We start from the raw sequence: 20,359 nt of genomic DNA, 5'->3' as shown, positions 1-20,359 counted from the left end.
CGCCCTCAATTCACAAAAAATTCATTTCACTGCTTGCACTACAGCAGTCAGCGTGATCTATTTGTCCCACGTCCCGGGACCAGGGACGAATAGGTGAAATATCATATGAAAGGTCAAGACATAGGTTTATTACTCAAGCTAGTTTGCCTCCACCGGCATGAGTCACATGGAAAGGCTGTGGGGGCGTGGCCGCACGACTGGAAAGACTGGGAGGAGGAAAGCGATGACCACATTCCGCGTTACCAGGGGCAGCCAGATTTTTTTGAGGGGGGCACCCCACATTTCTCTTCCTACACCGCCCGAGCACTGGAGCTACAAACGGGCATCAGCAAGACCCAGATAAACATCTCCTTGAAGCATTGCACGCAAATTGGCTTGGTCAAAGCTGACCGCAAATCGGGCGTGCCTAGAGCGAACACCAAGGCCCTTTTTGAGTTCATCGTTTACGGTCTGAAGTATGTTTTTCCGGTTCGAGCCGGAGAGCTGACTCGTGGCATTGCAACCAGCTTTGCAGCGCCAGTTCTGGACAAGAGCTTGATTAGCGCTGGTGAGCATGTGCCGGTCTGGTCATATGCCCGTGGCAATACCATGGGAATGAAGATCGAGCCGCTGTTCAAGACCGCAGCAGATGCCGCTCGAAGAGATCCGGAAATGTACGCCCTGCTAGCACTGGTCGATGCCATACGGCTGGGACAGCCCCGCGAACGAAACCTTGCGGCAGAACTGCTGCAGGATCGCCTGGAGTTGCCATGAGCGTTTTCAGTACCCTTCGAAGCATGCTATGCGAGGTTGCCAAAGCATTGGGGCCCGAACTTCGCCAGCAGATGACCTTTGTTGGTGGCTGCACCACGGGCTTGCTACTGACGGACGCTTTCACCCGGGAGCAAGTACGCAGTACCGACGATGTTGACCTGATCGTGCACGTCATGGGCCCCATAGGCTTCGCCCGTTTGCAGGAGACGCTCAGCGCGCGCGGTTTCCGGGTCAGCCCACAAGAAGATGTCGATGACTTCCCCATCTGCGCGATGAAACTTGGCGATCTTCGCGTCGATTTCATGCCGGACGACGATTCCCTTGGATTCAGCAACCGCTGGTACAAAGACGCAATGGCCTCTTCTACGGCCTATGACCTAGAGGAGGAAGTTACTATCAACCTGGTCAACCCCGTGTACTTCATGGCCACCAAACTGGAAGCCTGGACAGGGCGCGGACAGGGGGATGCCCTGTCGAGCCGTGACATAGAAGATATCCTCAACTTGATTGACGGGCGCCCGGAGCTAGCAGACGAAATCGAATCTGCCTCTATCGAAGTACGCGACTACATCAGCCAGGAGATTGGTCAGCTACTGACTGACAGGAACTTTGAATATGCAGTCAACGCCCAGGCCAGAGGCGATGCGGATCGCGAAGGTCTGCTGTTCGAACGGTTAGAAGCCCTGGCAGGAGTGAACCGCTGATGCAGATTGGCTGGCTCAGTCGCCAGGGCAAGGCACGGCTCAGCAACAACGATGCAGCAGCTTTCGGGCGCAATGGTGACTACGTGTTGGCCATTCTCGTGGATGCTGCCGAAAGAGGCGACGGACAAGGCCTCGCCCGACACTGGTCCCGTACCGTGGTCGACGTTGCAGTTGGAGGGGCCCAGCAACTGAGCCCCGAAGGGCTGGTCAGTATCATGCGTGCCGAACAGCAACGCTTGCGACAAGATTATCTACACGCCATCGCCAGCTATTGCTGCGTACTCATCGACCTTCAGCAGCAATTGATCCATGTTGGGCATGTTGGCGATTGCCTGGTGGGACTCCAGCGACCCGGCATGCCCATCAACTGGGTGAACAGGCCGCACAATCTGCAGGAACAGGCGATCTGGCCGGGGGAGATCTCGGGGATTAACGAATCACGGCATCTGCTGACCCGCTCACTGAACGCAAGGCGCTTTTGCATTCCGGACTGGCAGATGACACAACTCCCATGGGATGGACGGCTGCTGCTATGCAGTGACGGGTACTGGCATGAACATCTACATTCGGGTATCGAACTGCAAAGCGTCAACGATGACGCTAGCATGCTAAGCCTGGAATATGGTGAGCCAGCCATTGAACTACAGGCGGACTGCGACAATTTCCGGGAATGCATTCCGAGCACAGTGACTACTACTTCGGCCTGACGCGTTGTGCTGGCAGGCAGAATGGTAGCCCCTCACTAGCACAGCGCATACCTAAAAAACTGCGCTGTTTCCATCCACATGACATCGATTGATTCCCGTGGCGCTTTGGGCCGGGCGGCATGCCTCTCGGCACGGGTATCGGGCACTGATCCTTGCCGCCCTCCTGGCCTTGCCCTTGCGCGGGCTGATCGCCGGTTGCTGGGAGTCCACTTGGGCCCTGATTCCGGTACAGGCCCTTGATGGAATCGGGGCAGGCCTGCTGAGTGTCGCCTTGCCTGGGCTTGTCGCTTCCATCCTGCGCGGCACTGGGCACATCAATGCAGGGCTTGGTGCAGTGATGACGATACAGGGAATAGGCGCGGCCATGAGCCACGCACTTGCCGGCTGGATCGCGCAACATTTCGGCTATGGCACAGCCTTCGTCGTTCTGGGTATCGTGGCTGCAATCGGACTACTCACCTATCAGGCAGGCCTTAGGAAGGGACACCCAAGCCGGCAATTGCCAGCTCAGCCAAATAACGTTGACACGATATAGCGTGCTGCACGCCATCCACCAAAGGCTGGCACCCGGCCAAGCCGCGCCAACTCATTCATTCACCTGAGTAAACTGCATGCCTGTATTTGATCCATCCTCGCTCATCTGGGCCGTCGCCGCCGTTGCGACCGGTGGGGTAATCCTGCGCCCCTGGCGGGTGCCGGAATATGTCTGGGCAGTCGGCGCCGCTGTATTGCTGACCGCGTTTGGCCTGGTGCCACTACCCACGGCCCTCGGCGCTGTCGCCGAGGGTGGCGATGTTTACCTGTTTCTGATCGGTATGATGGTGCTGGCCGAACTGGCACGCCAGGAAGGGCTGTTCGACTGGCTGGCCATGTACGCGGTGCAGCATGCCCGGGGCTCCGGCCAGCGCCTGTTCGACCTGGTATTCCTGGTGGGGGTACTGGTAACGGTGTTCCTCTCCAACGATGCCACGGCTGTGGTGCTTACCCCAGCAGTGTATGCCGCATGCCGGGCGGCCAAGGCCGAGCCGCTGCCCTATCTGTTCATCTGTGCCTTCATCGCCAATGCCGCCAGTTTTGTGCTGCCCATTTCCAACCCGGCCAACCTGGTAGTGTTCGGCAGCCAGATGCCGCCGTTGCTGGATTGGCTGCGGCAGTTCACCTTGCCGTCGCTTGCGGCCATCGGCCTGACCTACCTTGTGCTGCGGCTGGCCCAGCGCAAACAGATACGCCAGCCCCTGGCAACGACTATCGACATGCAACCGCTGTCCAGCGGTGCACGCTTGTGCGCGCTGGGTATCGTGCTGACAGGCGCCCTGTTGCTGCTGACCTCCGCCTTGGACCGGCAGCTCGGCTTGCCCACCTTCTGCGCCGGCATCGCCACGGCCGGGCTGATCCACCTGCGCCAGCGGCGCAACCCGATGCCGGTGCTCAAAGGCGTGGCATGGGGCGTACTGCCGTTGGTCGCGGGCCTGTTCGTGCTGGTGGAAGCGGTGGCACAGACGGGTGTGATCGAGCACCTGGCCCATGGCTTGGCCGCGCTGGCGCGCAGCTCCGAGCACCAGGCGAGCTGGGGCGCCGGCGTGGTCGCGGCTATCGCCGGCAACCTGATGAACAATCTGCCGACCGGCCTGATCGCAGGTTCCGTTGGCCATATTGTCGATTTACCCGCGAAAACTACTGCGGCGCTGCTGATTGGCGTCGACCTCGGTCCGAACCTGTCGATTACCGGCTCCCTGGCCACTTTGCTCTGGCTGGTTGCCGTTCGCCGTGAAGGCGAACACGTCGGTGCCTTGGACTTCCTGCGCCTGGGGGCACTGGTAATGCCGCCTGCCTTGATCGGGGCGTTGGGGTTGCTTCATTTGTGAAGCGCTCGCAAGCGGTCCGCGTACCGTGTGGGAGCGGGCGTGCCCGCGAAGAATCCAACGCGATGCCTGGCACCGGCTGCGCCGGTGTTCGCGGCGGTTCGACGCCTCGACACACCCGCTCCCACAAGGCCACTGCCAACTCAATGAGTTATGTGTTGTGGAGATCGTTGGAGGCGCCGGGCAATTTACGCCTTGAACAAGCGCTCGGCGATGAAATCGACGAACACTCGGATCTTCGGCGACAGGTGGCGGCTCGATTGCCACAGCGCCCAGAACTGGCCCTGGTCGGAGGTATGCGCATCAAGCAGGCTTTCCAGTGCGCCAGTCCTGACCGATTCACGTACCAGAAAGTCCGGCATATAGGCGATACCATGGCCGTCCACCGCAGCCATCAGCATTGCCTCCATGTTGTTCAGCGTCAGCACCGTGGGTAAGCGCAACTGGGTAATCTCGGGATCGGCGCCGAGGCTCCAGTCCATGATCTTGCCGGTCGTGACAAAGCGATAGCGCAGGCAGTCGTGTCGCTCCAGGTCGGCTAGCGTCTGGGGCCGCCCCTTGCGTGCCAGGTAGGTAGGCGCTGCGCACAGGACAAAGCGGAACGGCCCGAGCTTGCGCGACATCAATTTTGAATCGGCTAGCCCACCACTGCGGATCACCACATCGAAACCATCGTCGATCAGGTCGACCAGGTGGTCGTTGAAGTCCATTTCCAGTTCGATTTCAGGGTATGCCTTGCGAAAAGCCGGCATCAACGGCAGCAGAAAACGGTAGCCGATGGTCGGGAGGCTGACCCGCAAGCGACCACGCGGGGCCTGTATCGCATGGGACAGCATGGCCTCCGCATCCTGGAGGTCGTCGAGGATGCGCCGGCAGCGCTCATAGAACAGCTGGCCTTCCGCCGTCAGGCTGACCTTGCGCGTACTGCGCTGGAACAGCCGCACCTTCAACGAACTCTCCAGGCGGGCAACGTTCTTGCCGACCGCCGATGCGGAAATACCCATCGCCCGCGCCGCGCTGACAAAGCTCAACGACTCGGCGGTTTTCACGAAGGCGAGGATGCCGTTCAGGCTTTCCATGGCATTACTTCCCTTTTGTCCATTATGAGTGGAGTTCCAGCCTGTTTATCCAGCATTGCGGCCACTATAGATTTAACGCACACGGAGCTACAACAGGAGGGATAGCGCAATGGATCAGGCTACTGATCACACCCCGCACGCGGGCCGTTACTATGTTCTGGCAGCCATCTGCCTGGCCGCCCTGGTGCTGCCGCTGAGTTTCACCGGTGGCGCCGTGGCCACGCCGGCCATCGGCAAGGCCTTCGGTGCCGAGCCGTCCTCGCTTACCTGGATCACCAACGCCTTCATGCTCAGTTTCGGCAGCCTGCTGATGGCAGCCGGAACCCTGTCGGACATTTACGGACGAAAGCGCCTGTTCACACTGGGCCTGGCCCTGTTCGTCATCGTCAGCATCCTGCTGGCGAGCGTCTACAGCATCGTCTGGCTTGATGCCTTGCGGGCGGTGCAGGGCGTTGCTGCCGCCGCTGCCCTGGCCAGCGGTTCCGCCGCCTTGGCCCAAGAGTTCGAGGACCAGGCCCGCACGCGCGCGTTCAGCCTGCTTGGCACGACGTTCGGGCTGGGCCTGGCGTTCGGGCCGATGGTCAGCGGCCTGCTGATCGAACAGTTCGGCTGGCGCTCGATCTTCGTCAGCACTGCGGTCCTTGCTGCGATCTCGCTGCTGGCAGCGTTGTCACGGATGCGCGAAAGCTTCAACCCCGAAGCGCCCAAGCTGGACCTGCCCGGTGTGCTTGCTTTCTCGAGCATGCTCGCACTGTTTACCACTGCGATCATCCTGGGGCCGCAGGCCGGCTGGCGCTCCCCGCTGATCCTGGGCCTGTTCGGCGGCGCGGCACTGAGCTTGCTGGCGTTCGTGACCATCGAGCTGCGCGCCAGGCAGCCGATGCTCGAGCTGAGCCTGCTGAAATACCCGCGCTTTGTCGGGGTGCAGATTCTGCCGATCGGCACCTGTTATTGCTACATCGTGCTGATCGTACTGCTTCCGTTTCGCTTGATCGGCGTAGAAGGCATCGCCCCGATGCAAAGCGGCCTGATCATGCTGGCACTGTCGGCGCCGATGCTGGTGGTCCCGCTGCTGGCCGCCTGGTTGACCCGCTGGGTAAGTGCTGGCGTGCTGTCGGCTGCAGGCTTCCTGGTGGCGGCTGCGGGGTTGTACCTGTTGGCCCATGCCGCTATTGGCGATTACCAGCAACTGGTGCTGGCAATGCTGGTGATTGGTATCGGCACCGGTTTCCCTTGGGGCCTGATGGACGGGCTGGCGGTTAGCGTGATTCCCAAAGAGCAAGCAGGCATGGCCGCCGGCATCTTCAACACCACCCGCGTGGCGGGCGAAGGTGTCGCCCTGGCGATCACCATCGCCCTGCTCACCGCGTTGGTAGGTAACAGTCTTGGGCGCGTACTGCCTGCCGGCGATTACAGCGAACTGGCGCAGCGCCTGGTGATGGGCGACCTGGGCCAGGTTCAGGGCGTCGATCCGTTGCTGCTGCAGGCTGCGTATCTGGACGGTTTCGGCACCTTGGTGCTGGTGCTGATCGGGTTCACCGTGTTGTCGGCTGGAGCGGCGTTCTTCTTGCTTGGTCAAGACGAGCAGGCAAGGCGTGCCAAAGCGCCTCACAGCAGCCTGCCAGCCTCCGATTCGGTGCGGGGCTGACGACGGCATGGCGATTACACGCAACCATGGGGTCTTGCCTAACGCTCAGGGGCCTGGCCGCTTCGCTCCATGACCTTCCCACACCGCTCACTGGCCAGACGGCTGATGATCCGGGTCGCCTGATGGATACCGGCCGTGTTGCGAAAGCTCAGGCGCGGGTTGTGTTCGCACTCCGGCATTTCGTCGTGCTGGAGGGACTAGCGCGGTCCCTGTAGGAGCTGGCTTGCCTGCGAAGGGCTGCGCAGCAGCCCCATAACCCTACCCGACAGGAATACACCACCAGGAGGCCTTTAGCAGAGGGCCAGCCGCAAGGGTGATATCTGGCCCGCCATTCATCGATGATCCAGCCTAACGCTCGGGGTCCTGGCCGCTTCGTTCCATGACCTTCCCACACCGCTCACTGGCCAAACGGCTAATGATCCGGATCGCCTGATGGATACCGGCAGTGTTGCGAAAACTCAGGTGGAGGTTGTGTTCGCACTCCAGCATTTCGCCGTGCTGGAGGGACTAGCGCGGTCCCTGTAGGAGCTGGCTTGCCTGCGATGGGCTGCGCAGCAGCCCCATAACCCTACCCGACAGGAATACACCACCAGAAGGCCATTAGCAGAAGGCCAGCCGCAAGCGTGATATCCGGCCCGCCGCTCATCAATGATCCTGCCTAACTAACAGGGTCCTGCCCGTTTCGCTCCATCACCTTCCCACACTGCTCACTGGCCAAACGGCTGATGATCCGGATCGCCTGGTGGATACCGGCAGTGTTGCGAAAGCTCAGGTGGGGGTTGTGTTCGCACTCCAGCATTTCGTCGTGCTGGACCAAGGCTTCGCCTAGCAGTTCGAGGGTCCAGGCGTAGCTTTGGATGGTGGATAGGCGTTCTTGGTCAGTCATGGTGCACCTCCCTGGCTGCAGAGACGGAGCGAGATTGACTGGAGGTAAGATCGCTGAGGGCCGTCGAGGAACGACGGTGGAGAACGAATGCGAGGATCTGTAACGGATTTTCGGTGGTCATGCATGAGTTCCTTTCGTGATGGAACTGCCACCGCTCGCGGCCAAGCAAGTTAAGGTGGCAGCAGTACGCGGGTTGGCCGACCGGGACGAAAGGAGCCCGGCACACCCGAAGGTGTCCCGCGCACCACCGCCATAACGCGACATCGCGGGCACAAAAAAAGCGCCTGCGATGAAGACTGGGCGCTGATGCGCCTTTCGATTCCGACCGGCCAAGGTCGCATCACCGATGCTTCGGTGACCGGAGGACTTTATTCCCGAGAGACCGTTTTCGCAAGTTTCTGAGAGTAGGAAAGGACTATGCGTTTCGTAGGAAGATGGCCATCAGAGATCTTTAGCAGAGGGCCAGCCGCAAGATGATGTCTGGCCCACCGCTCATGCATTTGCGAGTTAGGTTAGCGTTGATGCCATGGCTAACGGCGACACTGGAAACGGGTCTTGGGCTGTATGGTATCCATCCAGCTCTCGGCACGATGCCCATGTAGAGTCGGAATCAATCATGGCTGCTTTCATATCGCAGCCATCCAGCAGTCAATGAGCCTCCATCTACGCGGTCTTTTGGATGAGTCCGCCCTTCACTGACAGGGACTTCTGGGAAGTCAAATGGGCTCATGCCTTCGATACAGGCAACGTTGACCCCATATTGATCCGGTGAGGAGCGGCGCTGGTGGAAGGTGTAGATTCCGCATTTCGAGCAGAAGTAGTGCTTTGCAACACGTGTGTTGAACTGATACAGGGTGAGCGCATCCTGCCCTTGGGTCACAGTGATATCGCCCAGGTTGGCTGATACCGCCACTGCACCCCGCATGCGACAGAGCGAGCAGTTGCACCGGCGCGCTGTACGCACACCATCGGTTAAGCGAAGTGAAAAACGCACCGTTCCACAATGGCAGGCTGCCTGGTAAACAGGGCGATCATCGTGTTTTTCATCAGTCATAGCGTTTCTCTTGTCGTGTCAGAGGGAAACAAAGCAGTAGGTCTGCGGGTTGTGTGATGAGCAGGCGGGATCAGCTGCTGGAGGTACTGATGGAAAGCTCGGCCATCTGAAAATATCTATAACCGATTAAAGCACTATCTTGAAAAATCTCGCCAAACACCCCGAAAACACGGGGTGAAAGCTAAATGCCGGTCACCCATTATCTTGAAACCCGTACAACCGGAAGTGAAAAACCGCTGACTATTCACTCGCCTGTGAAGCTGGGTTGAAGGTGGCCTGATCGGCCGAAAGCAGAAACCGGAAGAAACAAAATGCCCTCACACGACAGCGCCCAAGAAGTCGGCTCGACCTGCTTGAGCACTGCGCCAAGGGGAACTCCAGCCACCATCGACCACGGCTCGGTCTTCAATCTGTCCCTATTGGTCGCCGGGTCACCCTTATCGGGTCCGAACTCATAGAGCTTTTGTAGTGAGGCGCCAGCTTTGAACGGGGTGATCGTCTCCCCTTTGGCCGTGACTGCCTACTCTAGGTGGCGGCGAGTTTTTTTATAAACCGGCCTGGCGCCTTGCCCGCCTCAACACCGCTAAAGAGAATAAAGCCTAAGCAGTTCGGTATTACCATGAACTCTAGAATCTAAGCTAGACATCCGACCTCAGTGAGTTGTTTTTTAGGAGAAGATACAAAAGCAGAATTATCTTTTTTGATAGAGACTGCGCGTGCTAGAGGACTAAGCAAATGTTGCTCTAGAAATTTTACAACTGGCACTGCAACACCATCTCCAACCAACTTTACTGCATGTGTCTTTAAATTAGGTAATTTGTAAGTCTCAGCTAGCCCCATAAGTCTCGCAGATTCACGTGGAGACATATGCCGCGTACGAACACTCTCACCTTCTACATATATAAGCATCTGACGTGAAGACCCACCATCCGAAGCTCTCAAGCAACCGGCCACGCCGTCAAACCTAACCTCAGCTCGTGATTTATTAATACCATCGATTAATCGCATGCGACGATATAAAGTACCAATTACAAGACTACCAGATTCTTTGGCCTTTCTGATCTTTTCTAGATTAGTTGGTGTCATTGACCCTAAGAGCTTCAAAGTTTGAGCATCAGTGTGCCAACTTAAACTCGAATCGTCATGAAGCATCAAATCTGCAAGAGATGATGTCCTGAAAACAGCTTCTGGCAACCGCCACCAAATGTGCCGGCATCTCAATTCCTCCGGCAAATATTCGACGGCCTTAACAACCTGAGTTGGGTGCCAGAGAGAAATTGGACTATCTGAGCGCAGCGAACTGGGAAGCTCAACATCAATTTTTACGGCAACAAAAAAAATTCTTGGCCGGCTTTGTGGCAAGAAATTTATTGCATCGATCATTGTGACGCCGAACCGATAGCCACATTCGACAAAGCTTTGGCTAATCAGCTTAAAGTCCAAGCCTCCACGAGACTGTAAGAGCCCGACAACGTTTTCTAAAACTACAATCTTCGGTTCGCGGCCCGTGGCAGTTTTGCTTGCAATTAGCTCCCACCATTTCGTGAAAACCGAAGAACTGGCTCCCGACAATCCATCCCCTAAACCAGCAGAGCTGAAATTCTGACAAGGCGAGCTTGCCCACGCAAGCGTTAAATTATCAGGAATCTGGTCAGCGGTTACTAATCTGATATCCCCTGGCAAGAAATGTTCAGACGACCAATTTTCCATATAAGAGGAAATCTTCACAACATCGTTATCATTTGAAAAGACACATCGCCAGTCATTCCCCAGACCAGCGCGTGCCATCCCTCCTCCGGCAAAAAACTCCGCCCAACTAAACAGATAAGTATTTTCATCGGAATCAGTAAGGCTCAATTTTGGTGCACCCAGCTAGTATCTAATCAGAAGATCATACCATAAAAATTTGCTTTCGTCGCGGCAGGTCCGATGAGCACCTCTTTCTCGAATTCGAACATCAAGCGCTCTCGTTCAAAAGCAAAAGAATTTAAATTACCATTATTGTAAAATCGTAGCGCTTTAACATTAATGAAATGCGAAGAAAGTTGCTCTTTATCGAGGCCGGCAATTTCAAAATCCTTATAGCCCTCTGAATTTAAGAGAAAGAAAAAACCAGGCCGACGACCTTTGTTCTTAAATTCTTTTGGAATCATGAGCGTTAGCTTCTGGTGGAAATCGAAATCTGTCAGGCCCAAACCACGAGCATATTGTTTTCTGAGCGCTAGCACCAGCGCCTTGGTACGCGCCGCGATTGCATTGATTTGCACCCCATCAAGCGGTTGAACCACAGGCTTGTGATTCAGAGTCCACTTCAAGTCACCTGAAGACAAATAGTCTTTGAGATCCGAAAGTGCTCTCTGTGAGTTTCTGGCAGTTGTACCAAAGCTGTTGGTATACGTTGATATATAGAACCAAGCTCTTAATCGAGCAGAGCTTGGTTTAGATTGATCCATATATGCTCGAGCGACGCCCAACATTTGCAGCCGATATGGAAATTCGTTAGGTGTTTCAATACTTAAGTGCTCCGCTGCAAAAATTGCAAGCTTATGTATAGCCCTAAATACTTCGGCAACAACCCCGTCGTTGATATCCTGCGCAAGCTTGTCAGTATCTCTGGAGTAGAGTTCAAATCCGAGGCGAAGCTTAAGTAACATCAGCACAAATTCAGAATCAATTTCTCGCCATTTCGGCAATCCCTCCAGAAAAATCTCGCGATTTCGCTCAACGCTTGTTAGAAGGTCAAACTTATCGGAATAGCTAAGGGCATTGAGCATATGGGCTTCAGTCATAACTGTGCCACGACTATTAATCCGCTCAAAACTTTTAGTTACTAACGCCTGATCATCGGATTCCAGGGGAATAACCGGAATCTTATAATTCTTGAATGCACTCACAATGGCGTCAGACCTGTCTAACAAGTCGTCTCTGCCACCAGGAATGGTGCGCTGAAAGCGAAGTAAGTCCTTACTCTTAAAAACCAGACTCAATGGCATGTAATTATATTTCGCACGCAACTTAATGCTGGGATCCAACTCACTTTCGAAAAGAAATAAATTCTCAACATTCTCAGCCGTCAAATCACAGTACATTGACAATGCTTTGACACTTGCACCGGATCGATTAGATGGCTCGATTTCCTCGACAGGATAAATTAACGTCCCATACAGCGTTGAAAGCCGTTGCAAGCCGTCCATTAAATATAGATTTGTACTCGTAGCCACATCCCCTCTCACCGGAAAAGGACCAATGCGATCATACACGGTTATATTTGAAAGACGGGTATTCCAAACTAAAAGAGCACCAATGGGCAGACCTTCAAATATACTACACAAAAGCTCTCGTTGCTGCTGAGGCTTCCAGACCAAGTCCCGTTGAAACCTCGGGATTTTTAGAAAGCCTTCATGAATTTCTTTAAGCAGTTCAGAGAGATAAGAAACTCTAGGCTCCATCGTGAATTTGAAACTCATACAGGCCTCCCCAGCAATTGTTCAAGATGAGCTATCTTAGTGCCAAACTCCGCCATCACGTTTAAAGCGCGAAATATATCATGGATTTGTTGTTGATATTCCGCACAATAGACTTCAGAGGCAAGCTTATCTCCAAAGCCTCTACCCAATTCTTTTTTCTGCTTTTCCGTCAGATTTGCGTACACAGCATGGTCTTCTTCCTTGCTTTTACCAAAACCCTTCTTGAAGTTGAAATACTTTGACTGCTCCAGACTTAGACCAAAAATAGACTCAACTTTCTGCCCCTTGATATCTGGATGCGTTAAATTGTAAATTTCACGGGTAATATAGTTTTCGACACATCTGCGTTCGAGGCAATGAAATGTGAGATTGTTGTCGGTGCAGACTTGTATCAGGTCTTGAGTGGCTTGAGGGACATGTCCAGGATAGCACGCGTCATTGTCAAACATAATCCAACTCAGAAGTCGAAAGCTAGGAGTAACGGCTCTCTCAATGAGCTGCACTTTCAGTTCACCGTTACCACCGCCGCCGACGAACGCAAGCCTGCCCTTTTGAAATAGGTTCATAAACCGCTCCCGCGATCGCTGAGGCAGGAGAGTCAACAGGAAGTCTCTATCGTTTCTTGAGTTCTCTAGACCAATCAGCGTGACATGATCTAGCACCATACATGCGTCGTCCAGTGTCAATGTGACTTGCCCATCCCATACGCTTTCAGAAATATTATGAAGAACCCGAATCTTATTAGCAGCCAAGTATAACTTCTTCATATTATGCTGCGATTTCAGGTGCACCGAATGACGAAGCACGCGGGACCAGGTTTCTTGAGTCCTGGCATCTAGCGTCTCTACCCACACCTCTGCTTTATCAATATCAGTAAACTCCACAAAAATTCGCTCTTCCAGAAAGCGCTTTGCGAGGTCGTGCAGTTTGATTTCATTTTCACCATTCAGCAATTCGGAAGAAACTAGAAAGTGCATTCTATGCTCCTTCTCCATCTCTTACTTTTATTAAGTTCTTCGCCTGCTCATAAACTTCTTGAAAAACTTCGCTTGGGAAATTGTTAAGAATGTACGCATCCTCATCAAACTCGACCTTTTTCAAGGTGCTGCCATCAGCCTCAACAGCCCTGGACACCCAGTAAGCACTAACGTCTGCCAAATTTAACTCTTTAGAGGCGACAACAGTCTGAACGGCAAGAAGTAGGCTTTCCGAATGAGTTTCGATGACAAATCGTGCATTTGTGTTTTTCCTAATACATCTTACCAAAAAGTTAGCAAGAGTAACTATTGCCTTAGGATGCAAATGCAGTTCAGGCTGCTCAAGTAATATGATTGGGTACTCGCCTAAGTCACCTGTAGCAGCAAGAGCACATAAAGTTACAACAGGCAGCGCTTGGGCTATACCCTCTCCTGAATCAAGTATAGGCACTCTAATTGGAGAAGAAACATCACTCTCATTTACGGAAACAGTCTCTAGGCGTGCAACAATTCGATCATTCGATACGCTTTGAGACAAAGTGTCCAAGACTATTTTTCTACCACAAGTTTCAGCGAGCCACTCATTAATCCAATCAAAAGCCTTGCTTTTTTTGCTTGCCAAATCCCAGATTGCTTCAGCGGTCCCTCCGCCGTCAAATCTAATACCGACAGGGACGCTCGAGTTTATTGTAAATTCCCTTGGAGGGTAAATCCTCACAGCATTTAGCCAATGAACAGAATTTGATAAAGCAAATGTCTTCTTACTAATAGATGGGAACAAAGGCTTCTTAGACTTCAGATTTTTTACAATTGAAAATCTGTCTAGATACAATTCTCGGCCGGCATTATTCGCATCAACGTAACGCCCATCAGCGCCTAAGCCCTGAATAAAAATTGACTCGCGCAATCCGCTGGGGGAATTCTCTTTATATGTTAATGAAGTTAATACCTCTTTATCAACACCCTCTTGTTTAATGTCAAATGAAAAACAATCACCGTCACACCATTCTATCCCAAAGCTCATTCGGCTTTGATTAGCAAAAGCTATATTCCTAAAAATAGCCCCCCTCAAGCAGGGTGCCGTGTAATCAAGAAAGCTCGGAGCATAAGTTTCAGGTCGAGATTGTGAAAAACTAGCAGCTAATATCGATAGCAGTCGGATTGCCGAACTTTTACCTGAGTTATTGTATCCGAACAATATCGTCAACGGCTTTACGCTCAGACTTTGCGGTTCTTTGAAGGCTCTGTACTGAGAAAAGCTGACACTTTTTACCGCCGAATTCTTCATAAAACCTCCATGTGCGCATCTAGAGAACATATTCCAATAGCTAAAATTAATCAAGCTTTCTGAAAAAGCGGCTTGGATTTTTTATTGACTAGATAGGTCTCGCTTGCAGAACATTCTAACGACGTCAGAGTGCATAGCTAATTTTTTTGTAAGTGCGTACAGGGGTTCACACGAAAATATTCTAATCATTCCCTAGCCACAGTGCGCTTAGTAGCATCATGTAAAAAGTTCCTATATGCAGTTGACATTCCTACAGTAGTTTTGATGCGTGCCCCCACAGAGACGAATGATGCCAGAAACCGCTTAACCAGGAATAGTGAATCGGGTGAATTATCGCTCCGCTACTTGTGCGTTCCTACTGGTTATGCTGCGAATGGTGCGGAGAGATCAGCGTAGTTTCAAACCGCTTGAAAGGAATCGGCTGACTCAACTCCCATACTCGAGGAGCAAAGAGGACTGACAACAAGGCCGCTTAAGCCGACAAAAATTGAATTACGCGCTGTTGAGCTAGTCATTCCTACAATTGACAGACGTGTCCCCCAGAGACAGACGGAAACAACAAAGCCCGCATTAGGCGGGCTTTGTTGGTGTTTCATAGATAGTCATAGACTTCTGGAAACTGGCCTTTGGTGCCGGAGACAGGAATCGAACCTGCGACCTTCGCGTTACGAGTGCGCTGCTCTACCGACTGAGCTACACCGGCGTGTAGCGCAACGTACCACTGCTCGCACCCGTTACGCAAACCCCTGTTTCCGCTAGTTTATTGCCCCACCCTCAAGGCGCCTTGCACCCCTTCGGCGCCAGGTCTTCCTCGATGTCGGTCGTACACGCCCATCCGCTAGCCGAACGCGTCAGGGTCAATGCCTTGCCCAGCGCATTGGCAGGCGCATCCACCAGCGTGCAAACGATGCTCCCAGTGCCATCCGCCGCCTTGCCGCTAGCCGTGATCGCACAGTGCGCCGTCGCCGGCTGGCCACCCAGCGCGGCCACATCCGCCACATCCTTCCCATCATTCAACCGCAGGTCCATCGCCGTCTTCAGCGCGCTGATCTCCAGCAACCCGGCCGCGGCCTTGGAGCGTGACTGGTGGTTGGTGTACATCGGTAAGGCGATGGTCGCCAGAATGCCGATGATCGCGACGACGATCATCAGTTCGATCAGGGTGATACCGCGTTGCCCTTTCATGAACGTTTTCCTTTTTGATACGCGTACTCGTTGAGGTCAGGCTCGACCCCGGCTGGCAGCGGCGCAGTAGGCCTGAACAGACACCTTTTGTCACCCCTGCCCGCTCGGGCGTCGTCTTCGCTGAACTACTCTAGTGAGCATCTCGGACGCACGCCCTTGCATGGGCGCGGCAAGCTGTTTCCAGGCTTGTCGCACGGGCAGAAAAAGGACCTTGCATGACCCAATCCACACTCCTCTACACCTGGCACGGCACCGACGCCAACGGCGCGCCGGTCAGCGGGCAAACGTCCGGGCGCAGCCCGGCCTATGTGCGTGCCGGGCTTATCCGCCAGGGCATCAAGGTGGCCAGCTTGCGGCCTGCCGGTGGGCTGACGTTCAGTTTGCCGAAACGGCAGGCAAAGGCCGACCCGGCGGGGTTCAGCCGGCAGTTGGCGACCTTGCTCAAGGCCGGGGTGCCGCTGCTGCAGGCGTTCGAGGTGATGGGGCGCAGTGGCTGTGATGCGGCGCAGGCGGCATTGCTGGATAGATTGAAACAGGATGTGGCCTCGGGCCTGGGGCTGGCAGATGCGTTGCAGCGCCACCCGGGGTGGTTCGATGCGCTGTACTGCAACCTGGTGCGCGTCGGTGAGCAGTCCGGCACGCTCGACCGGCAGCTGGAACAGCTGGCAGGCATGCTGGAGCAGCGTCGGGTGCTGCACAAGAAGGTGCGCAAGGCGATGATCTACCCGTTGCTGCTGTTGCTGACGGGGCTGGGGGTGTCGGCGATCCTGTTGCTGGAGGTGATTCCGAAATTCGAGGGCATGTTCTCTGGCATGGGCGTGGCGTTGCCGGCATTTACCCAATGGGTGATCGACTTGTCCACAGGGCTGAGCCGCTTTGCGCCGCTGTTGCTGGTGATGGGCGTGGTGCTGGGTTTTGCCATGCGCCAGCTCTACCGGCAGCACGCGCCAGCACGCCTGTGGATATCTCGCCGGGTGCTGGGCTTGCCGGTGTTCGGCACGCTGCTGGGGCAGGCGGCGCTGGCGCGCTTTGCGCGCAGCTTGGCAACGTCCTACGCCGCCGGGGTGCCGTTACTGGATGCGCTGGGCACGGTGGCCAGGGTCAGTGGTGGCGACCTGCATGAACAGGCGGTGTTGCGGCTGCGCCAGGGCATGGCCAATGGGCAGGGGCTGCACCAGGCGATGGCCGCTGAGCCGCTGTTTCCGCCGCTGCTGGTTCAACTGACCGCCATCGGGGAATCCAGTGGCACGCTGGACCAGATGCTGGAAAAAGCCGCCAGCCATTACGAGGAACAGGTCAGCCAGGCGCTGGACCAGTTGACCAGCCTGCTGGAGCCGGCCATCGTGCTGGTCCTGGGCCTGCTGGTGGGCGGCCTGGTGGTGGCGATGTACCTGCCGATCTTCCAGTTGGGTAGCTTGATCTGAACATGACTTTATGGACTTTGCTGGCTGAGCAGCCGGCGTACTTTCTCACCCTGGCCACGGTGCTCGGCCTGCTGGTGGGCAGTTTTCTCAATGTGCTGGTGTACCGCCTGCCGATCATGCTGGAGCGGCAATGGCAGCGTGAGGCGCAGGAAATGCTGGAGTTGCCGACCACGCCGCACGAGCGTTTCGACCTGTGGCTACCCGCCTCGCGCTGCCCGCATTGCGCGCATCGGATTCGCGCATGGGAGAACATTCCGGTCATCAGCTACCTGGCCTTGCGCGGGCGTTGCTCAGCCTGCAAAACCCGCATCAGCCCGCGCTACCCATTGGTGGAGTTAGCCAGCGCGCTGCTGTCGCTGGTGGTGGCCTGGCGCTTTGGTGCTTCGCCCGAGGCCTTGCTGGCGCTGCCGCTGACCTGGTGCCTGCTGGCCCTGAGCCTGATCGATGCCGAGCACCAGTTGCTGCCGGATGCGCTGGTGTTGCCGATGCTGTGGCTGGGGCTGATCGTCAACGCCTTTGGCCTCTACGTCCCGCTGACCAGTGCGTTGTGGGGCGCGGTGGCCGGGTACCTCAGCCTGTGGACGGTGTACTGGGTGTTCAAGCTGGTTACCGGCAAGGAGGGCATGGGCTATGGCGACTTCAAGCTGATGGCGCTGATCGGGGCCTGGGGTGGCTGGCAGGTGTTGCCGTTGACCCTGCTGCTGTCGTCGGTGGTCGGGGCGCTGGCTGGGCTGTGCCTGTTGCGCTTGCGCCGCCATGCCATGGGCACGGCGATCCCGTTTGGCCCCTATCTGGCGATTGCGGGGTGGATTGCAGTGCTCTGGGGTGATGAAATATACGTCTCATACACAAACCTGCTTGGATTCTGATGACCACTGCGGCCTTTACCCCCTGGATTCTCGGCCTGACCGGCGGCATTGGTAGCGGCAAGAGCGCCGCTGCCGAGCGTTTCGTCGAGCTTGGTGTGCACCTGGTCGATGCCGACCAGGCGGCGCGCTGGGTGGTCGAGCCTGGCCGCCCTGCCCTGGCCAGCATCGTCGAGCGCTTCGGCACTGGCGTGCTGCAGGCGGATGGCCAACTCGATCGTGCCGCCCTGCGCCAGCTGATCTTCGCCGACCCGGCGCAGCGCAAATGGCTGGAGCAATTGCTGCACCCGCTGATCGGGCAGGAGATTTTCAGCTACCTGGCCAAGGCGGAGTCGCCGTATGCGGTGTATGTGTCGCCGCTGCTGATCGAGTCGGGCCAGCACCAGAAAACCCAACGGGTGCTGGTGATCGATGCGCCTCAGGAGCTGCAGGTGGCGCGTACCCTGGCGCGTGACAACACCAGTGCCGAGCAGGTGCAGGCCATTCTCAAGGCCCAGCTGGCCCGCGAGGAGCGCCTGCGCCATGCCGATGATGTGGTGGTCAATGACGGCGACCTCGCCGCGCTGCATCAGCAGATTGACCGCCTGCACCACTTTTACCTGACTTTACGAGGAGGCCAGCCATGAGCCAGCCATTGACCGTCGATTGCCCGACCTGTGGCGCACCTGTGGAATGGAACGAGAAAAGCCCGTTCCGGCCATTCTGTTCGGACCGTTGCAAGCTGATCGACCTGGGCGCCTGGGCGGCGGAGGAGCACAAGATTCCGGGGGCGGAAGAGTCCGAGGATGAGCTGTACTCGGGGGATTTGGAGCCGCGGCATTGATCCGATAGCCAAGTGGCTGTGCGGGCCGTTTCGCGGGCATGCCCGCTCCCACAGGCAACCCCACAAGCTTCAAGACTGGCGCGGTACCTGTAGGAGCGGCCTTGTGTCGCGATGGGCCGCAAAGCGGCCCTCGATTTCAGCGTTAACCCAAAGTTCGCCGGGGCTGCTCCGCAGCCCTCCCACAGGCAACCCCACAAGCTTCAAGACTGACGCGGTACCTGTAGGAGCGGCCTTGTGTCGCGATGGGCCGCAAAGCGGCCCTCGATTTCAGCGTTAACCCAAAGTTCGCCGGGGCTGCTCCGCAGCCCTTTCGCGACACAAGGCCGCTCCTACAAGCAAGGACCGCACCGCTGCGGTGGCCTGGTTAGTTATCGATCATCCTCCTTCCACGGCGCCTGCAGATACCGCGTGCGGTTGAAGGTTTCCAGCCACTCCGGGCAAAACACCACCAGCGCACTGATCACCGTGCCGTTGATGAACGCTTCGGGGAACATCATCAGCCACAGGTAGCCGACAAAATCGCTGAGCCACTCCGGCATGGCGAAGCGCCCGTCCAGCCACAACAACCCCAGCGCGGTCGACAGGCAGGCCAGCACGGTCAGTGCCGCCGGGAAGAACCCTGAACAGAAGATATACACAAACAGGTTCCGCGGCTGGGCGCGCTCGACCCCTATCGCGCACGCCTCGGCGATCAGCACCGGCAGGCCAACCAGCAACAAGCCATTCACCCCCAGCGCCGCCAGGTCCTGACGCCCCAGCACCAGCAAACCGAGCTGGGCCATGAACCCGCCAAGCACCGCCAGTGGCCAGTCCAGCAACAGCGTGACCGCCGTCATGCCAATGAAGTGATACGACACCCCGGTATCGAAATCGCGCCGCACCAACCACAAGGCAAACAGGCAGAACACCGTGCCAAACAGCAGATGCTGGCGGCGCCGGTCAGTGAACAGCTCAACCCAGCGCACCTGGCTGACCGCCCAGATCAGCAACGGCACATACCCCAGCCAGCCAAGCGTAAGGGTGGTGCCCGACAACACCTGCGCGCTGATCACCTGACGAATGCCCCTTGCAGCCATGTGGATAAAGCCGAGTCTACACCCATTCTCCGTTTCATTCGGTTGCGCTAGGCTGGCACCCTCACTCAATGCAGGAAGCATTGCTCATGCCGGAAGGAATCAACCTTGCCCTGCTGCTGGCAGCAGCGCTCAACGCCATCATCGGCGTACTTCACCTGGTCATCATCGCCGTCGGGCCACGCTGGTACCGTTTGTTCGGGGCCGGCGAGCGCATGGCCGTGGCCGCCGAAAACGGCCGCTGGTACCCAGGGCTGATCACCGCAGCCATCGCCTGCGTGCTGCTGGCCTGGTCGGGGTATGCGCTGTCAGCTGCCGGGGCCATCGGGCGGTTGCCCTTGCTGCTGCCGGCCATCTGCCTGATCACCTTGGTGTACCTGGCGCGCGGCCTGCTGGGGCCGATATTGCTGGCGGGTACCGGGCGCTCGCGGCGTTTCATCGTGGTCAGTTCACTGATCTGCCTGGGGTTTGGCCTGGTGCACCTGCTTGGTGTGGTACAGCAATGGCCAATACTGGGCTGATTTCTGCGCACAAACAGCATCTTATCGTCATCGATTAACAGC

Annotated in this window: 20 protein-coding genes, 1 tRNA gene and 1 pseudogene; 11 read left to right on the top strand and 11 right to left on the bottom strand. The window is 56.3% G+C overall.

Annotated elements, in window-relative coordinates; genetic code table 11:
• The first annotated feature begins 93 nt into the window (after window positions 1-93).
• The 5 genes from GYA95_RS22120 (at window position 94) to GYA95_RS22100 (ending at window position 4,029) form a co-directional block, all read left to right on the top strand.
• Entirely contained in the window at window positions 94-753 is a 660-nt protein-coding gene (locus tag GYA95_RS22120) for a hypothetical protein (RefSeq protein WP_238841724.1), read from the top strand.
• Window positions 750-1,457 (top strand): hypothetical protein, encoded by a 708-nt coding sequence (locus tag GYA95_RS22115; protein WP_015268876.1) that lies wholly within the window; start codon window positions 750-752, stop codon window positions 1,455-1,457. Before GYA95_RS22120 ends, GYA95_RS22115 begins: the two co-directional genes overlap by 4 nt.
• Window positions 1,457-2,164, top strand: a complete 708-nt coding sequence (locus GYA95_RS22110) for a PP2C family protein-serine/threonine phosphatase (protein WP_015268875.1) — start codon at window positions 1,457-1,459, stop codon at window positions 2,162-2,164. The genes GYA95_RS22115 and GYA95_RS22110 overlap by 1 nt, the downstream gene beginning before the upstream one ends.
• Window positions 2,165-2,261: 97 nt before the next feature.
• On the top strand, window positions 2,262-2,699 hold the full coding sequence (locus tag GYA95_RS22105) for an MFS transporter (RefSeq protein WP_015268874.1): 438 nt from the start codon (window positions 2,262-2,264) through the stop codon (window positions 2,697-2,699).
• 76 nt (window positions 2,700-2,775) lie between these two features.
• Entirely contained in the window at window positions 2,776-4,029 is a 1,254-nt protein-coding gene (locus tag GYA95_RS22100; protein ID WP_015268873.1) for an arsenic transporter, read from the top strand.
• Window positions 4,030-4,214: 185 nt separating this feature from the next.
• On the opposite strand, the gene GYA95_RS22095 is transcribed toward GYA95_RS22100, so the two are convergent.
• Window positions 4,215-5,105, bottom strand: coding sequence for a LysR substrate-binding domain-containing protein (locus GYA95_RS22095; RefSeq protein ID WP_015268872.1), 891 nt, complete (start codon window positions 5,103-5,105; stop codon window positions 4,215-4,217).
• A 109-nt stretch (window positions 5,106-5,214) separates the two neighbouring features.
• Here GYA95_RS22095 and GYA95_RS22090 point away from each other — a divergent pair, with 109 nt between their 5' ends.
• Window positions 5,215-6,753 carry an MFS transporter gene (locus tag GYA95_RS22090; RefSeq protein ID WP_015268871.1) on the top strand — a complete coding sequence of 513 codons (1,539 nt, stop codon included), beginning with the start codon at window positions 5,215-5,217 and terminating at the stop codon, window positions 6,751-6,753.
• A 658-nt stretch (window positions 6,754-7,411) separates the two neighbouring features.
• Here GYA95_RS22090 and GYA95_RS22085 read toward each other — a convergent pair.
• From GYA95_RS22085 to GYA95_RS22050, 9 genes and pseudogenes are all read right to left on the bottom strand, one after another.
• Entirely contained in the window at window positions 7,412-7,639 is a 228-nt protein-coding gene (locus tag GYA95_RS22085) for a hypothetical protein (RefSeq protein WP_015268870.1), read from the bottom strand.
• Window positions 7,640-8,249: 610 nt separating this feature from the next.
• A complete protein-coding gene (locus tag GYA95_RS22080) occupies window positions 8,250-8,693 on the bottom strand; it encodes a GFA family protein (RefSeq protein ID WP_015268869.1) in 444 nt (147 codons plus the stop codon).
• 328 nt (window positions 8,694-9,021) lie between these two features.
• Window positions 9,022-9,281, bottom strand: a pseudogene (locus GYA95_RS28005) (protein-methionine-sulfoxide reductase catalytic subunit MsrP); the annotation flags it as partial.
• 45 nt (window positions 9,282-9,326) lie between these two features.
• On the bottom strand, window positions 9,327-10,550 hold the full coding sequence (locus GYA95_RS22075; RefSeq protein WP_015268868.1) for a DNA cytosine methyltransferase: 1,224 nt from the start codon (window positions 10,548-10,550) through the stop codon (window positions 9,327-9,329).
• 26 nt (window positions 10,551-10,576) lie between these two features.
• Complete coding sequence (locus GYA95_RS22070; RefSeq protein WP_080604838.1) at window positions 10,577-12,160, bottom strand: DUF262 domain-containing protein; 1,584 nt, start codon at window positions 12,158-12,160, stop codon at window positions 10,577-10,579.
• Window positions 12,157-13,137 (bottom strand): hypothetical protein, encoded by a 981-nt coding sequence (locus tag GYA95_RS22065; protein ID WP_015268866.1) that lies wholly within the window; start codon window positions 13,135-13,137, stop codon window positions 12,157-12,159. Before GYA95_RS22065 ends, GYA95_RS22070 begins: the two co-directional genes overlap by 4 nt.
• A gap of 1 nt (window position 13,138) precedes the next feature.
• Window positions 13,139-14,425 (bottom strand): AAA family ATPase, encoded by a 1,287-nt coding sequence (locus tag GYA95_RS22060; RefSeq protein WP_158242119.1) that lies wholly within the window; start codon window positions 14,423-14,425, stop codon window positions 13,139-13,141.
• Between the two features lie 627 nt (window positions 14,426-15,052).
• A tRNA-Thr gene (locus tag GYA95_RS22055) sits at window positions 15,053-15,128 on the bottom strand.
• A 71-nt stretch (window positions 15,129-15,199) separates the two neighbouring features.
• The gene (locus GYA95_RS22050; RefSeq protein ID WP_015268865.1) at window positions 15,200-15,610 is read right to left on the bottom strand and encodes a pilin; all 411 of its coding nucleotides are present in this window, start codon (window positions 15,608-15,610) and stop codon (window positions 15,200-15,202) included.
• A gap of 215 nt (window positions 15,611-15,825) precedes the next feature.
• On the opposite strand from GYA95_RS22050, the gene GYA95_RS22045 reads away from it, so the two are divergent.
• Genes GYA95_RS22045 through yacG form a run of 4 tightly spaced genes read left to right on the top strand, consistent with a single transcriptional unit; the run spans window position 15,826 to window position 18,723 of the window.
• The gene (locus tag GYA95_RS22045; protein ID WP_015268864.1) at window positions 15,826-17,034 is read left to right on the top strand and encodes a type II secretion system F family protein; all 1,209 of its coding nucleotides are present in this window, start codon (window positions 15,826-15,828) and stop codon (window positions 17,032-17,034) included.
• 2 nt (window positions 17,035-17,036) lie between these two features.
• Window positions 17,037-17,903 (top strand): prepilin peptidase, encoded by an 867-nt coding sequence (locus GYA95_RS22040; protein WP_015268863.1) that lies wholly within the window; start codon window positions 17,037-17,039, stop codon window positions 17,901-17,903.
• A complete protein-coding gene (coaE, locus tag GYA95_RS22035) occupies window positions 17,903-18,526 on the top strand; it encodes a dephospho-CoA kinase (RefSeq protein WP_015268862.1) in 624 nt (207 codons plus the stop codon). The genes GYA95_RS22040 and coaE overlap by 1 nt, the downstream gene beginning before the upstream one ends.
• Window positions 18,523-18,723, top strand: coding sequence for a DNA gyrase inhibitor YacG (yacG, locus tag GYA95_RS22030; protein WP_003260624.1), 201 nt, complete (start codon window positions 18,523-18,525; stop codon window positions 18,721-18,723). The genes coaE and yacG overlap by 4 nt, the downstream gene beginning before the upstream one ends.
• Window positions 18,724-19,091: 368 nt before the next feature.
• Here yacG and GYA95_RS22025 read toward each other — a convergent pair whose 3' ends face one another.
• On the bottom strand, window positions 19,092-19,799 hold the full coding sequence (locus GYA95_RS22025) for an energy-coupling factor ABC transporter permease (RefSeq protein WP_043935298.1): 708 nt from the start codon (window positions 19,797-19,799) through the stop codon (window positions 19,092-19,094).
• Between the two features lie 86 nt (window positions 19,800-19,885).
• Here GYA95_RS22025 and GYA95_RS22020 point away from each other — a divergent pair, with 86 nt between their 5' ends.
• A complete protein-coding gene (locus GYA95_RS22020) occupies window positions 19,886-20,317 on the top strand; it encodes a hypothetical protein (RefSeq protein ID WP_015268860.1) in 432 nt (143 codons plus the stop codon).
• The last annotated feature ends 42 nt before the right edge of the window (window positions 20,318-20,359 follow it).

This window comes from Pseudomonas asiatica, assembly GCF_009932335.1.
Lineage (GTDB): Bacteria > Pseudomonadota > Gammaproteobacteria > Pseudomonadales > Pseudomonadaceae > Aquipseudomonas > Aquipseudomonas asiatica.
The sequence above is the reverse complement of the archived record's forward strand: the minus strand, read 5'-3'. Positions and strand labels throughout refer to the sequence as shown.